General features: G+C 36.4%; 13 protein-coding genes and 1 pseudogene. 10 read left to right on the forward strand and 4 right to left on the reverse strand.

The window, feature by feature from the left end:
* The first annotated feature begins 52 nt into the window (after positions 1-52).
* Entirely contained in the window at positions 53-790 is a 738-nt protein-coding gene (locus N3D17_06515; GenBank protein ID MCX8083027.1) for a sulfite exporter TauE/SafE family protein, read from the forward strand.
* Here N3D17_06515 and N3D17_06520 read toward each other — a convergent pair.
* Positions 787-1,173, reverse strand: coding sequence for a hypothetical protein (locus tag N3D17_06520; GenBank protein MCX8083028.1), 387 nt, complete (start codon positions 1,171-1,173; stop codon positions 787-789). The two genes, N3D17_06515 and N3D17_06520, sit on opposite strands and share 4 nt — an antisense overlap.
* Before the next feature lie 75 nt (positions 1,174-1,248).
* Here N3D17_06520 and N3D17_06525 point away from each other — a divergent pair, with 75 nt between their 5' ends.
* Entirely contained in the window at positions 1,249-2,187 is a 939-nt protein-coding gene (locus N3D17_06525) for a 7-cyano-7-deazaguanine synthase (protein MCX8083029.1), read from the forward strand.
* Here the strand turns inward: N3D17_06525 and N3D17_06530 are convergent.
* The 3 genes and pseudogenes from N3D17_06530 to N3D17_06540 form a co-directional block, all read right to left on the reverse strand.
* Positions 2,158-3,177, reverse strand: coding sequence for an NDP-sugar synthase (locus N3D17_06530; GenBank protein ID MCX8083030.1), 1,020 nt, complete (start codon positions 3,175-3,177; stop codon positions 2,158-2,160). The two genes, N3D17_06525 and N3D17_06530, sit on opposite strands and share 30 nt — an antisense overlap.
* Positions 3,178-3,418: 241 nt before the next feature.
* Positions 3,419-4,132, reverse strand: coding sequence for a hypothetical protein (locus N3D17_06535; GenBank protein MCX8083031.1), 714 nt, complete (start codon positions 4,130-4,132; stop codon positions 3,419-3,421).
* Between the two features lie 431 nt (positions 4,133-4,563).
* Positions 4,564-4,656 (reverse strand): annotated as a pseudogene (locus N3D17_06540) (prepilin-type N-terminal cleavage/methylation domain-containing protein).
* Positions 4,657-4,763: 107 nt separating this feature from the next.
* Here N3D17_06540 and N3D17_06545 point away from each other — a divergent pair.
* The 8 genes from N3D17_06545 to N3D17_06580 form a co-directional block, all read left to right on the forward strand.
* The gene (locus N3D17_06545; protein MCX8083032.1) at positions 4,764-6,962 is read left to right on the forward strand and encodes a patatin-like phospholipase family protein; all 2,199 of its coding nucleotides are present in this window, start codon (positions 4,764-4,766) and stop codon (positions 6,960-6,962) included.
* Between the two features lie 57 nt (positions 6,963-7,019).
* A complete protein-coding gene (locus N3D17_06550) occupies positions 7,020-7,634 on the forward strand; it encodes a hypothetical protein (protein ID MCX8083033.1) in 615 nt (204 codons plus the stop codon).
* A gap of 13 nt (positions 7,635-7,647) precedes the next feature.
* Positions 7,648-8,403 (forward strand): 16S rRNA (uracil(1498)-N(3))-methyltransferase, encoded by a 756-nt coding sequence (locus N3D17_06555; GenBank protein ID MCX8083034.1) that lies wholly within the window; start codon positions 7,648-7,650, stop codon positions 8,401-8,403.
* Positions 8,404-8,716: 313 nt separating this feature from the next.
* Complete coding sequence (locus tag N3D17_06560; protein ID MCX8083035.1) at positions 8,717-10,249, forward strand: 2-isopropylmalate synthase; 1,533 nt, start codon at positions 8,717-8,719, stop codon at positions 10,247-10,249.
* Between the two features lie 165 nt (positions 10,250-10,414).
* A complete protein-coding gene (leuC, locus tag N3D17_06565; protein ID MCX8083036.1) occupies positions 10,415-11,662 on the forward strand; it encodes a 3-isopropylmalate dehydratase large subunit in 1,248 nt (415 codons plus the stop codon).
* Positions 11,663-11,697: 35 nt separating this feature from the next.
* Complete coding sequence (leuD, locus tag N3D17_06570; protein MCX8083037.1) at positions 11,698-12,183, forward strand: 3-isopropylmalate dehydratase small subunit; 486 nt, start codon at positions 11,698-11,700, stop codon at positions 12,181-12,183.
* Positions 12,156-13,232 (forward strand): 3-isopropylmalate dehydrogenase, encoded by a 1,077-nt coding sequence (locus N3D17_06575; protein ID MCX8083038.1) that lies wholly within the window; start codon positions 12,156-12,158, stop codon positions 13,230-13,232. The genes leuD and N3D17_06575 overlap by 28 nt, the downstream gene beginning before the upstream one ends.
* A gap of 2 nt (positions 13,233-13,234) precedes the next feature.
* On the forward strand, positions 13,235-14,963 hold a 1,729-nt coding region (locus N3D17_06580; GenBank protein MCX8083039.1), incomplete at its 3' end, for a hypothetical protein.

A 14,963-nucleotide genomic window follows, 5' to 3' on the forward strand; every position in this document is an offset into this window, starting at 1 on the left:
ATAAGAGACAGCTCTAAGGGAGAGGGGAAAGTAATTTACTACCAGAACTGATATGGAAATATATACTTTAACACTACTGAAATTCCTATTACTTTTTTTAAGCGGTTTTTTAATAGGTGTTTCAAAAACAGGCATCCCTGGACTTGGACTGCTTGCTATCTCTCTATCCACCATTGTACTACCTGCAAAAGCAGCCACAGGGATTATCCTGATAGTACTTATATGTGGAGATATATTTGCTGTCATATACTATAAAAGAAATGCTGTCTGGAAACACCTGCTACGTCTTTTTCCTTTTGCTTTTACAGGAATATTTATTGGCTTTCTCATTATGAAAAAAATAAATGATGAACAATTAAGACCTGTTATAGGAATTATAATCCTGGTTATGCTGGGGCTTAACTATCTCTGGAAGAAAAATAATCCTGATATTCCTCAGAGGTGGTATTTTGCTGCTGTACTGGGCCTTATTGCAGGTATTACAACAATGATGGCAAATGCTGCAGGTCCCATAATGGTCATTTACCTTCTGGCTATGAATTTAGATAAAAAGGAGTTTGTGGGAACATCAGCATGGTATTTCTTCATCGGTAATCTTTTTAAAGTCCCATTCAGTGCAAAATTAGGACTTATCAACACTCACTCTTTACAACTCAATCTGTTCATTCTACCAGGTGTAATTTTAGGAGCAATAACAGGGATATTTATACTTAAAAAACTTTCCACAAAAATGTTTAATACTATCGTAGAGATACTTACCATAATAGCGGCAATAAAACTTATAATTTAATGAGAATGTGTAGATATAGAATGGATAATCTCCTTAAACATTGCCCTGTCCAGAGGATAAGAGAGAGCACCCATAAAATTTCCATCTGCATCAAAAGTAATAATAAGTGGTGGATTTCCTTCATTTTTAAGAAATTCAGGACCTGCAATAACAATCCCGCCTTTCCCTTTCATTTCACGTCTCGCCTCTTTTAGGGCATCAAAAAACTCAACATCTTTCTCTGTATTACTCTTCACAAACACAATAGCAGCACGATGTTGTGATATGAGTTTCTCTATCTGTTCTGAAGGTGTCTTTCTGGAATTCAAATAATTAAGTACAAAAATTGCAACAAATGCAAAAATTATAATTACCGGAAATTGCAACTTATTAGTTTTTTTCATATACCTCCTTTTTGTTTTAAAAGTATAGAACCTGTATAATGTAATGTCAAAAATATCCCTGTAAAGGAGTATATTATGGCAAAAACTCTAATTCTTCTTTCAGGTGGGCTTGATAGTCGGCTTGCACTTATGATGATAAAACAACAACTGGGAAAAGATAATGTAGAGGCGATTCATTTTATCCTCCCCTTTGAAGGATGTGCTCACAGGGAAGAAGAGGTTGTTCAGTTTGCAAAAGAGCAGGAAATAAAACTGCATATAATTGATTGTTCAAAAGGGAAACTTCTTACAGAGTATATAAAGATATTGAGAAAACCGAAATTTGGAAGAGGGACCGCTCTCAATCCCTGCATTGACTGTCATATATTTCTACTCAAAAAAGCAAAAGCACTCGCAAAAAAAATTAAGGCAGATATTATTGTTACAGGTGAAGTTATCGGAGAAAGACCTATGAGTCAGAGAAGAAATATCCTGTTCCTTATAGAAAAAGAGACAGGTCTCAAAGGGAAACTCTTAAGACCATTGAGTGCAAAACTTTTACCTGCTACTGATGCGGAAAAGAAAGGGATTATTAACAGAGCAAATCTTGAAGGAATTATGGGCAGACAGAGAAAAAGACAGATTGAACTTGCAGAAAAATTCAATATATCATACCCTAACCCTGCAGGTGGATGTCTCCTATGTTACCCTGACTTCTGTAAGAAAGTCCTTCCTGTACTAAAAACGAGAAAAAAGATTACCTCTTTTGATATTGAACTTTTAAGGATTGGAAGACATTTTGAAGATGGTAATATCGTACTCGGTAAAGATAAAGAAGAAAATGAAATATTGGAATGTATAGCAAAACGACACAAAAAAGGGATTATCATAATACCAGACCAACCAGGTCCTACTGCTCTGATTAAAAAAATGACCTATCAGAAAAAAGCAGAGGAACTGATAAGACATTTCAGCAGGTATAAAATCACTAACTTCAATGTGATATCATACAGGACGGGTAAAGGAACATATTAAACTTTTATCTGCAATTGCCTGATTTTCAATTATACAGTCATTTTCCACAAGAACATCTTTCCCTATTACTGAATTTCTAACTCTGCATCTTCTACTGACAATGGTATTATCCATTATAATACTATCCTCTAAAAAACTATCTTCCCCTATAATACAATTATTTCCAATAATAACCTTCCCTCTTATCTGAACCCTTTCTCTTATAACACTTTTCTTACCGAGAATAATCTTCCCACTATCTATATATTGTGGATGTATATCAAAAAACCCTACTTTCCCTTCCATTATGTCAAAATTTACCTTTATATATTTTTCAATAGTCCCTACATCCATCCAGTAACCATAATGGATACAGGTATATACCTTTTTCCCTTTTTCAAGGAGTGAAGGAAAAACCTCTTTTTCAAGAGACACATTCTTTCCTGCTGCTATCTGGTTAAATATATCAGGAGAAAATATATAAACACCAGCATTAATAGTGTCTGATATTATCTCTTCTGGTCCTGGTTTCTCAATAAATCTTTTTACAGACATATCCCCATCTGTAATCACAAGCCCATAAGAAGATGGATTGTTTACCCTGACAAGTCCTATGGTTAGATAAACGTTTTTTTCTTTATGTAAGGACATCATTTTTTCTAAATTAAAGTCCGCTATAACATCTCCATTAAATACAAAAAATGGTTCTTTTTCTCTCTTGAAAAAAGGATAGGCATTTCTCAGTCCTCCACCTGTCCCGAGTGGTTTATCTTCAATAGAAAGTGATGCTTTAATACCCATACTTTTTGATATACCTGCTACAACCTTTCTGAAATTGTCTGTTTTATATCCTATTCCTACTATAATGTCTGTAATTCCATATTTTTTAAGAAGGGCAAACTGATAGGCAATAACAGGTATATTAGCAACAGACAAAAGTGGTTTAGGAGTTGTAAGTGTAAAGGGCCTCAATCGTGTCCCTTCTCCTCCTGATAAAAGTAATGCTCTCATTTTTTACTTCCTTTTTTTCTTCTTTCTCTATCTCACTTTTTCTCTTATTCCCTCTTCCTTGAGGGGAGAGGATAAAGGTGAGGGTGAGACCTTCCTATACTTTTCCCTCTCATCCTACCCTTCTCCCCCCATAGGGAGAAGATAATTTAGGTATCTCCCCATCATATGGGGAGGATTTATCAAATAAAAAATTTCAAGATATCTATTATCAAAAATACTTTACAGGAAAAATAAAGGAGTGTCAACGACCCGGACGGACTATACCTCTTTCCCTCATCCTTTCTCTTAACCTGCGGAAATACTCCCTTCTTTTTGCCCTTTCTTCAGGTGTGGTCTCTGAAAGTCGGTTTCTCATCCTCTGTAATCTTTCATCCGGTGAGATATTTCTTCTACCAGGACCTCTCACCTCACCCTGTTGAGGTTGATTACCAGAGGAAACACCTTCACCCCTCTCTCCTCCCTGCCGTGGTCTCTCACCTTCAGCCCCAGCAGAACCCTGCGGAAATCTACCAGCCCTTTCTCCAAATCTCTCTCTGAACTCCTGCATTCTTTTTTCCATCTCATCTATCTGTTTATCCAGAAACTCATTCTGTTTTTCAGGTGGAATAGAAAAGAACTCATCTATGGTTTTCTGCATTTGTGCCTCTGCAATCATCCTTCTACTTTCTCTAAAATTTTCTCTTTCTTCCGGAGTAAGTTCTACCAATATCTGTCTTCTCTGTTCTGTCTGTATCTTATCAAGTCGTTCCCCCAGTTTTATTAGATGTTCTCTGTCAAGATTCTCTGCCTTCCCTGACTTCACATATTCCAGCACCTTTTCATCTGATAGTTTCTCAAAATCAGGAGGTATCTTTGAGACAGCATATATAGTACTTACAATCGCTAATATAACAAAGGCAGTTATCCCTGAAATAATCGCAATCTTCCTTTTTTTATTCATCTCCTGCCATCTCATTATTCCTCCTCTACCTCTGCTATTGGTTCATGGGTTGCATGCCCATCAAGAAAAACAAAGTTTCTTATACCTGGTCCGTGAAAGTCCTTATAATCATAAAAAACCCAGATTCTACTCGCTCCCATTCTTGCCACACGTCTTCCTCTATCCCTTTTTGTTCCACCAAGTGAGACATTATACTCATAACTTGAACCTTCCCTTTCAAAATATCCTTCTCTGTCAGAAGGACATCTGAATATATAAGGAGATTTCAGATATGGAGATAAAACATCACATATCCTCGGGTCATTATTAAGATTTAAAGAAGGGACAGAGGCAGCAATCGGATAATAATCACTGTTATCTGAAACATACATATCAAGTGCAAGAAAAAGTTGTTTCAGATTATTGAGACAGATAGTCCTTCTCCCCATTTCTCTCGTGCGTGATAAAGCAGGAAGTATAAGACCGGCAAGTATTGATATAATTGCAATTACCACAAGTAGTTCTATAAGTGTAAAACCTTTTTTTATATTTTTTTTCATTTTAAATTTAGACATATATAATTTTCAAAAGTTTAGTCCCTACTATATATGTCAGTTAAAAAGTAGCAATGACTAGCAAAGAAGTAGAAATATGTTAAAATTGGAATATGTGCAAGACAAAAAAGTTTTTTGTTATATCTCTAATTTTTTTATTTATACCTAAAATATTACTGCCTGAAGAAAAAGCGAAATCCCACCCTTTTACTGTTCTTGTTCTAAGTGGTGGTGGAGCAAGAGGTATTGCACATATAGGTGTCCTGAAAGTTATTGAACAACTACATATACCTGTGGATATGGTAGTAGGAACAAGTATGGGTGCGATTGTAGGCGGCCTTTATGCAGCAGGACTATCACCTTCCGAGATTGAAAAGAGGATGCTTGAGGTTGACTGGGACGACATTTTTTCTGATAACCCTAAACCACTCAAACAACCATATAGATTAAGAAAAGAGGCATCTAAATATATGCAGGGTGTAGAGATGGGTTTTGCAGTTGACCAGATTCAGATTCCCAAAGGTGTTATAGCAGGACAGAAACTTATTATAGCACTCAATAATATACTTCTTCCTGTACTGCCTGTGAATAATTTTGACCATCTTCCTATACCTTTCCGTGCAGTTGCAACAGACCTCGTCACAGGAGAAAGGGTTGATCTTTCTTCAGGCAGTTTAACAAAAGCCATTATGGCAAGTATGGCAATACCGGGTATATTTGCTCCTGTTGAGATAGACAAAAGAATCCTTGTAGATGGAGGGGTTGTAGCAAATCTATCAATAGAAACAGCGAGGGAACTTGGCGCTGAACGGATTATAGCAGTTGATGTTAGTTCTCCTCTCGCAACGAAAGAAGAGTTAAAAAACCTTGTAGATATAACAAAACAGGTACTTGCTATATATGGAAGGAGAAACCACCTCTATCAACTTTCACTTTTAAAAGAAAACGATGTCCTTTTAACACTCAAACTGGAAGGTTTTTCCAATATGCAATTCAAAAAAGCGAAAGAAATTATAAAAGAAGGTGAGGCATTTGCACTTAAGGAGAAAGAAAGATTGCTCACAATGGCGGTTTCCGAAGAAGAATACAGTAAGGTAAAAAGTTATGTTATTGAAAAAGAGCCCAGAAGAAGAAATATAGTCGTGGACTATGTGGAAATCATACCCCCTAAAAAGATACCATCCCAAATCATAGAAAACAGAATAAAAATAAAACCCGGCGATATACTGGATGTTGAAAAATTAGAAGATAATATTACAGACGTATATTCAACAGGACTCTTTGAACGGATTGATTATCAGATCTTAAAGATGGATGAAAACTATGGGTTGACTATTGAGCCAGTAAAGAAATCGTGGGGACCAAATTATCTATATTTCGGTGCACAGTTTGACAGCACGAGGGACTTCAATCCTCTTGTACGGTATCGTATGACTATGCTGAACAGACACGCAGGAGAACTCAATCTGTATCTCCGTTTAGGACTGGAGCATGAATTTGAAGCAGAATTTTATCAACCGATTGACTATACAGACCATTTCTTTATAGCACCTACATTCTCGTATCAGCAGAAAAACATAGACCTTTTCCAGGATGAACAACGTTATGCCCGTTACAGAACCCGTTTTACTTCAACAGGACTTTTCGGTGGTATAAACATAGGCAATGAAGGACAATTCCGTATAGGGATAGAAGGTGAACATACTACGAGCCAGCTTTCTACAGGAGAAATTTCACTACCTGACTATGAAGAAGATATCTTCCTTCTAAGTGGTTCATTTAACTTTGACCGCATTGATAATCTGCTATTTCCGAGAGAAGGATGGTATATAGGTATTGATTATAAAACACCTTTCCCTTATCTTGAAGAAGAAGAGTTCCAACAATTATCATTCAAAGGACTTACGGTATGGAGTAATCTGCACAATACTTTCTCTGGTTATATTGAGGCACAGACCTCCCTTGATACAGAACTACCTTTATACAGAACCTTTAACCTCGGTGGATTTCAACGTATGAGTGGATTTGACCATTATGAATTAAGCGGCAACAATACATTATTACTTCGGCTTTCATATATAAGGGATTTTGAAAAATTACTACCCTTTAATATCTCTGGTTATTTTATTGGAGCATCACTTGAAGCAGGGAATGCATGGGATGATTTAGATGATATTTCTTTAGAAAAAACCAGATTATCCGGGTCTATATTCACAGGAATAAAAACACTTTTAGGTCCTGTTTATATTGGTTATGGCATCAGATCTCTGGAAAAAGGTATCTTTTATTTCTATCTGGGACCTGTCTTTTAATAGAAGTACTTGACAGTTATCTGTCAGGATTTATAATTTTTAAGAAAAGGAGTACTGATGACAAGGAAAATCATAGTATTATTTATGGGAATACTACTTCTTGCTGGATGTAGCAAAAAGAACAAAAATATAATGATTACTCTACCTCTATCAGAGGAAGAAATGAATCAGGCGATAGAGTATGGAATAAAAAACGCAGAACTTTCAATGACAGAATTTGTTTCCGAATGGACTGTGGATCTGGGCTATGGTGAAGGCAAAGGGAAAGCAACTTTGATAACCCCTTTCTTAAAAACTGCTATTCTATCAAAACAGGCACATAATCAGGGGCAGGAGATAAAAAGAGCCCTTTTAGAAAAGGCATTAAGAGAAGATACCGACTGTCTTACATTTGAGATTACATTATTTGGTGGATATCCTGAGTTCGGAAGAACTGCTGAATTTTTGCTTAAGTGTAACAATAAAGAAATTCAACCAGTATATAAATTTACACCACCATACGCTGAAATAGGAAGGGACTATACACAGACCATTAAAGGAAAAGTAAAATTCAACAAAAAAGACATTCCGGCAGATTCAAAAATTGTACTATGGGTTCAGTATAATATGGATGAAGAGGGAAAAAATAAATATACTTGTGAATTTGAATTTGACCTGAAGAAATACAGATAATCCCCCCGCTAAAATGAGAAGAATCTATCTTGACCCTGCTGACTGTGAAAAAAAATATGATAGTATATCTATTAAAGGTAGTACATTCCACTATCTATCAAATGTGTTGAGAATGAAAGAAGGTGATATTTTTATCGGGTTTGATGGCAGTGGAATTGAATATGAAATATCCATAAAAGAAGTTGAAAATAAAAATATAAAAGGAATTATTCTGAATATTAATAAAATAAGAGATATTGAACCTGCATTTGATATATATCTTTTCCAGTGTATACCAAAAAGCAACAAGATGGATAAGATAATCTGTGAAGTATCGCAGTTAGGTGTAAAAAAGATATTTCCTGTAGTTAGTAGTCGCGTAGTGCCACAGATTACCAAAGAAAATATATTGCATAAAAAGGGACGATGGAGAAGAATTGCAGTTGACTCATCAAAGGTTGCAGGAAGAGATGTAATAATGGAGATAGAGGCACCTGTTAAGTTTGATGAAGCAATTAAACTACCTGCAGATTTAAAAATCATATTCTGGGAAAAAGCAGACATTTCTTTAAGAACTGCTATAAATAATCTCCAGAGATTGAAAGAAGGTGCATCTATAAATATATTCATTGGACCTGAAGGAGGATATACAGACGAAGAGGTATGTCTCGCAGAAGAATATAAAGCAATAAGTGTGAGTATGGGAAAAAGGATATTGCGGGTTGAAACCGCATCTGTTATAGCAGTTGCCCTCACTATATATGAGTTAGAAAATAAACTAATTCCTTAAACATACTCTTTCTATCATATAGATAGATTTTTCCCTCTACTTCTTACTTCCTATCCCCCTTTTCTATCCCTCCTAACTTAAGGAGAGATGATTAAGGGAGAGAAACCTCTGCTGTACTTTCCATTCTCCCTGTATCTTCCACTCATATGGAATGGTTCTATATTTTACCCTATTCACTCTATCTTTATCCCCTACAGATAAAATATCCCACCGCAGATTGGGGTATCTTTACCTTTTCTTAAAAGAAAGAAAATCATAACAGTATTTTGAAGAAACATTTTTTTGTGTTATTATAAAAAGTTAAGGAGTAATAATGGAGAAAGTCATTATTTTTGATACTACATTAAGAGATGGGGAACAATCACCAGGAGCAAGTTTAACAAGTGAAGAAAAAATAAAGATTGCTGAACAACTTGAACGGCTCGGTGTTGATGTTATAGAAGCGGGCTTTCCTATTGCTTCTGAAGATGATGCAAAAGCAGTTGCTCTTATTGGAGAGCGGATAAAAAATACATCTGTATGTGCACTTGCAAGATGCAAAGATGCTGATATAGAAGTTGCATTGAAATCACTTGAAAAAGCGATAAAACCACGCCTTCATATATTCCTCGCCACATCAGAGATACATAGAAAATATAAACTGCAAAAGGCAAAAGAAGAAATAATAAAAATTGCTGTTGAAAAAGCATCTTTCGCTAAAAAATATATTGATGACATTGAATTCTCTCCTGAAGATGCTACAAGGACAGAACAGGACTTCCTGCTGGAGGTATTAAAAGCAGTAATAAAAACAGGAGTAAAGACAGTAAACATACCAGATACTGTTGGATATTCAACACCTTTAGAATATGGTAATCTTATAAAATTTTTAAGAGAACATTTACCTCCTGATGTTATCATCAGTGTACATTGTCATAATGACCTTGGGCTGGCAGTTGCAAATTCACTTATGGCTGTTCTTAATGGGGCAAGACAGGTTGAGTGTACCATAAATGGGATAGGAGAAAGGGCAGGTAGTGCATCACTTGAAGAGATTGTTATGAACTTTGCTGTAAGAAAGGACTTCTACAAGATCACTACAAATATTGAAACAAAAGAACTTTACAGAACAAGCAGGATGGTCGCTACACTTACAGGTATTCCTGTTCAACCAAACAAGGCAATCGTAGGAGAAAATGCATTCAGACATGAATCAGGAATACATCAGGATGGGATTCTTAAAGAACGTTCAACATATGAGATTATGAATCCCGAAATGATAGGTATTCCAGCAAGTGAACTGGTACTGGGTAAACATTCAGGAAGGCATGCACTTAAAGTACGGTTAGAAACACTGGGTTTTCAATTAAATGAGGAACTGTTTGAAAAGATATTTGAAAAATTTAAAAAACTGGCTGATAGAAAGAAGGAAATAACAGATATAGATATAATATTTCTCGCTGAAGAAGAACAATATCAGACACATAAACCTGTCTATACACTTGAATATTTTCATATCATATCTGGCTCTTCAACAATACCAAGTGCTACAGTAAGAGTAAAAAAAGGTGAGGATATTTATGAAGATGCATCAAGAGGTGATGGACCTGTAGATGCAATATATAAAGCAATTGACCGAATAGTAGGATTTACTCCAGTACTGAAAGAATACAAAATAACAGCGGTAACAAGTGGACAGGATGCACAGGGAGAGGTTAATGTTGCTCTGGAGATAGAAGGATTGAAAATCCCTGGCAAAGGAATAAGCACAGATATTATAGAAGCAAGTGCAAAGGCATATATTGATGCTATAAACAGGTATCTTATACGAAAGGATATTGTTAAAACAAAGTATAAAGGAACATAAACACCCTCACCCTGTACCCTCTCCCCTCAAGGGAGAGGGAAACCAGTTCCTCCCCATATGAGGGGGGAGGATGAAGGTGGGGGTGGAAAGTAGAGGAGAAAGGTTCTCACCCTCACCCTGTACCCTCTCCCCTCAAGGGAGAGGGAAGAGAAGAAGGAAGAAAATATGACTATTACAGAAAAAATTATAGCAGGACATGCAGAAAAAAAATCTGTAGTACCAGGTGAATTTGTTGAGTGTAATGTTGACCTCGTTTTAGCAAATGATATTACAGGACCTCTTGCAATAAATGAATTTGAAAAAGCAGGTGCAAAGAATGTATTTAACCCTGATAAGATTGTTCTCGTTCCTGACCATTTTACACCCTGTAAAGATATACAGAGTGCAGAACTTGTAAAAAAATTGAGAGAATTTGCTAAAAGATATGGAGTAAGATTCTATGAGATAGGAAAAGTCGGTATAGAACATGCACTTTTACCAGAAGAAGGACTTACAAAACCAGGTGATTTTATTGTTGGAGCAGATAGTCACACCTGTACCTATGGAGCGGTTGGTGCATTTTCAACCGGTATGGGCAGTACAGATATTGCATCAGCGATGATAACAGGTAAGGTCTGGATAAAAGTTCCTGCATCCATAAAATTTGTTTATACCGGAAAAAGGAATAAGTATGTGGGTGGGAAAGACCTTATCCTTTATACCATAGGGAAAATTGGTGTTGATGGAGCAAACTACAAATCAATGGAATTCACAGGAGAAACAATAAGAAACCTGCCTATGGATGACAGGTTTACAATATGTAATATGGCAATAGAAGCAGGAGCAAAAAATGGAATAATAGAACCGGATGATATAACACTTATGTATCTTGAAGAGATAGGAATTAGTGGAAGTATAATCACAAGTGACAGGGATGCAATTTATGAAAACATAATAGAAATAGATGTCTCTGATATTATGCCACAGGTATCTGCTCCTCATCTTCCATCAAATTCAAAGAATGTGGATGAATATGAAGATATAAAGATAGACCAGGCAGTCATTGGCTCTTGTACCAACGGAAGAATTACTGATTTAAGAAGAGCGGCTTCCATTCTCAACGGACATACAATCCACCCTGAAATAAGATGTATCATTATACCTGCAACACAGAAGATATATCAGCAGGCGATAAAAGAAGGACTTATAGATATATTTATCACTGCTGGCTGTGTTATAAGTCCTCCAACCTGTGGACCCTGTTTAGGTGGACATATGGGGGTATTAGGTGAAGGAGAAATTTCTATTGCTACAACAAACAGAAATTTTATAGGCAGGATGGGGCATCCTAAAAGTTATGTATATCTCTCAAACCCTGAGGTAGCAGCAGCGAGTGCAATAAAAGGAAGAATTACTCATCCTGATAAGATATAGCAGATAGATTTAAAAAACTCTAAAAGGGAATAATAATGAAAGGAAAAGTATGGAAATTCGGTGATAATATAAATACCGATGATATCATTGCAGCAAGATATCTCAACACTACTGATGAAAAACAACTTGCCCAACACTGTATGGAAACAATTATGCCTGACTTTTCAAAGAAGGTACAGACCGGAGATGTTATAGTTGCGGGAGAAAATTTCGGATGTGGTTCAAGTAGAGAACATGCACCTGTTGCTATTAAGGGTTGTGGTATTTCAGCAGTAATAGCAAAAAGTTTTGCGAGGATTTTTCTACGAAATGCCATCAATATAGGACTACCTGTGATTGAACTATCACAAGCAGATGAAATAGAAGAAGGAGATGAAGTTGAAATTGACTTTGAAAATGGAGTTATCAGAGATATTACAAAAAGCATATCCTATACATTTACAAAATATCCTGACTTTTTACAGGAAATTATAAAAACAGGAGGGTTGATAGAATGGGTAAAGGCAAAGTATATAAAATAGCGGTTATTCCGGGAGATGGTATTGGACCTGAAATTATAAGAGAGGGCTTAAAAGTTATAGAAGCGGTTTCTGAAAGATATAATTTCTCCATTGAAACAGTCCATTATGACTTTGGAGGAGACAGATACCTTAAAACAGGTGAGACACTACCTGACTCTGCAATAGAAGAACTGAAAAAATTTGACGCCATCTATCTCGGTGCAATAGGACATCCTGATGTAGCACCAGGAATACTTGAAAAGGGAATTCTTTTAAAGATACGTTTTGAACTTGACCAGTATATAAACTTAAGACCTGTAAAACTCTATCCCGGTGTATGGCATCCATTAAAAGAGAAAGGACCTGAAGATATTGACTATGTTGTAGTAAGAGAAAACACTGAAGGTGCTTACAGTGGAACCGGTGGTGTATTTAAAAAAGGGACAAAAGATGAGATTGCCACACAGTTAGATATAAATACAAGGAAAGGAGTTGAAAGATGTATAAGGTATGCCTTTCAATATGCCACCAAAAGAAACAAAAAGAAAACAGTTACTGTGGTAGATAAGGCAAATGTACTTACTTACTCTGGAGACCTGTGGAGAAGGACCGCAAAAGAGGTATCTACTGAATTCCCCGATATAAAACTTGATTTTGCCTTTGTTGATGCTACCTGTATGTGGATGGTCAAAAATCCTGAATGGTTTGACGTAATTGTAACCAACAATATGTTTGGTGATATCATAACAGACCTTGCTGCAATAACTCAGGGAGGACTCGGGATAGCAGCAGGTGGAAATATAAATCCTGAAGGAGTAAGTATGTTTGAACCCATCCATGGCTCAGCACCAAAGTACACTGGTAAAAATGTTATATGTCCTGTGGCAACTATATCTGCAGGTGGTATGATGCTTGAAATACTGGGAGAGGATGAAGCAGCCAGAACAATAGAAAGGGCAATAATTAAAGCAACTGGTGAAGGTTATCTAAAAAGTTTAGAAGCAGGCAGAATGGGTATGTCAACAAACGAGGTTGGTGACCTTCTTTCAAAATTTGTTAAGGAGGTGTAGATATGATTACTCTAAGGGCAATCATTATAGGAGCCATCTGTTCCTTTTTCATTGGTGCAGGTGAACCGTTTACTGTGCTTGATATATACGCCTCTCCTCTCTGTGCGGACTATTCCACAGGAGGTGCTGTCTTTTTGTTTTTTATACTCGTTTTCCTTATTAATACTCTTTTGAAAAAAATATCTCCGAGAATTTATCTGAAACCACCTGAACTGATCACTGTATATATTATGATGATTGTTGCCTGTGCTATTCCTTCCTGGGGATTTACAATGAACCTTATCGGACTTCTCGGTGGTATCTTCTACTATGCAACCCCTGTAAATCAATGGGAAGAGATTGTCCATCCACACCTTCCTAAGCATCTATTTCCACAAAACAGAGATGCAATATGGGCTATATATGAGGGTTTACCAAAAGGAGCAAAAATCCCATGGAATGTGTGGATAGAACCCCTCGGGAACTGGTTTTTATTTATTGTTGTTTTTTACTTTATGAGTATATGCCTTATGGTAATGTTAAGAAAACAATGGATAGAAAAAGAACGTCTCACCTATCCATTAACAGAACTGCCTACTTCAATGGTAAATGAAGAGGTACCACTTTATCGTAATAAAATTATGTGGATGGGCTTTTTAATACCTTTTGTTTTATACAGTCTGATTGGATTGAACAAATTCTTCCCATCTGTCCCAACCCCTCTTTTTTCCTTCAGTTTTCCGATATTTAATCGTGCATTTTCCATCACCTTGAAGATATTCTTTGAGGTAATAGGACTTGCATATTTTATGTCTACCAGTGTTCTTCTAAGTGTCTGGTTCTTTGCCTTAATTTTTATATTAGAGACAGGCTTTTTAAACAGAATTGGATTCTCTATAGGACCTACCCAACCATTTTCAGACCCCGCACCACAAATAGTTGCTTTACAGTCACTGGGAGCAGTAATTGTATTAAGCGTAAGTTGCATCTGGTTTGGAAGGAGACATCTGAAAAACGTGTTCTTAAGGGCAATAGGTAAAAATAACCCAGAAAATGATGATAAAGAGGAAATACTTTCTTATAAAACATCCTTCTGGGGATTTATACTTGCATTTCTTTTTGTTGTCTGGTGGATAAACAGAACCGGTGTAAGAGTATTACCTTCTATATTTTTCACATGCATAACATTAATAATATTCCTCGGACTTACACGGGTTATAGCACAGGCAGGTCTGGCATACTATAGAGCACCTGTTATACCGGCAGCTCCTACACTTGACTTCTTTGGTTCAAAGTATTTAGGACCTTCTGGGCTTACAGCACTTGGAATGACATTTGCATGGGCAACTGATATAAGAACACTCGTAATGACATCCACTGCTAATGGACTGAAACTTGCAACAGTTTTTAAAATTAATTGCAGAAGATTATTTATAGGAATAATACTTGCAATTGTTATCTCTCTTATCTCATCTGCATGGATGACCCTGCTACTGGGTTATAAATATGGAGGTATTAACTTTTCTTCATGGCACTTTACAGGACTTGCTAACTTTGCAATGAAGTGGGCAACAAATTTCATAAAATATCCTGTTGGATTTGGTAAGGCACAGTTAGGATATATTGCACTAGGTAGTTTCTCAATGTTTCTCCTAATCCTTGCAAGAAACTATTTCCTGTGGTGGCCCCTGTCACCGGTAGGGCTTGCTGTAGGAATTTCATATCCGGTATATCAGACATGGTTCTCTGTTT

The sequence above is a fragment of the bacterium genome, assembly GCA_026414725.1.
In the GTDB taxonomy this organism is placed as follows: Bacteria; Ratteibacteria; UBA8468; order B48-G9; family JAFGKM01; genus JAAYXZ01.

Bases quoted from the DNA above. Each gene is read 5' to 3' on its own strand.
- N3D17_06530 (MCX8083030.1), bottom strand. From the start codon at position 3,177: ATGAGAGCATTACTTTTATCAGGAGGAGAAGGGACACGATTGAGGCCC.
- N3D17_06535 (MCX8083031.1), bottom strand. From the start codon at position 4,132: ATGAGATGGCAGGAGATGAATAAAAAAAGGAAGATTGCGATTATTTCA.
- N3D17_06545 (MCX8083032.1), top strand. From the start codon at position 4,764: ATGTGCAAGACAAAAAAGTTTTTTGTTATATCTCTAATTTTTTTATTT.
- N3D17_06555 (MCX8083034.1), top strand. From the start codon at position 7,648: ATGAGAAGAATCTATCTTGACCCTGCTGACTGTGAAAAAAAATATGAT.
- N3D17_06515 (MCX8083027.1), top strand. From the start codon at position 53: ATGGAAATATATACTTTAACACTACTGAAATTCCTATTACTTTTTTTA.
- leuD (MCX8083037.1), top strand. From the start codon at position 11,698: ATGAAAGGAAAAGTATGGAAATTCGGTGATAATATAAATACCGATGAT.
- N3D17_06520 (MCX8083028.1), bottom strand. From the start codon at position 1,173: ATGAAAAAAACTAATAAGTTGCAATTTCCGGTAATTATAATTTTTGCA.
- N3D17_06575 (MCX8083038.1), top strand. From the start codon at position 12,156: ATGGGTAAAGGCAAAGTATATAAAATAGCGGTTATTCCGGGAGATGGT.
- N3D17_06550 (MCX8083033.1), top strand. From the start codon at position 7,020: ATGACAAGGAAAATCATAGTATTATTTATGGGAATACTACTTCTTGCT.
- N3D17_06560 (MCX8083035.1), top strand. From the start codon at position 8,717: ATGGAGAAAGTCATTATTTTTGATACTACATTAAGAGATGGGGAACAA.
- N3D17_06525 (MCX8083029.1), top strand. From the start codon at position 1,249: ATGGCAAAAACTCTAATTCTTCTTTCAGGTGGGCTTGATAGTCGGCTT.
- leuC (MCX8083036.1), top strand. From the start codon at position 10,415: ATGACTATTACAGAAAAAATTATAGCAGGACATGCAGAAAAAAAATCT.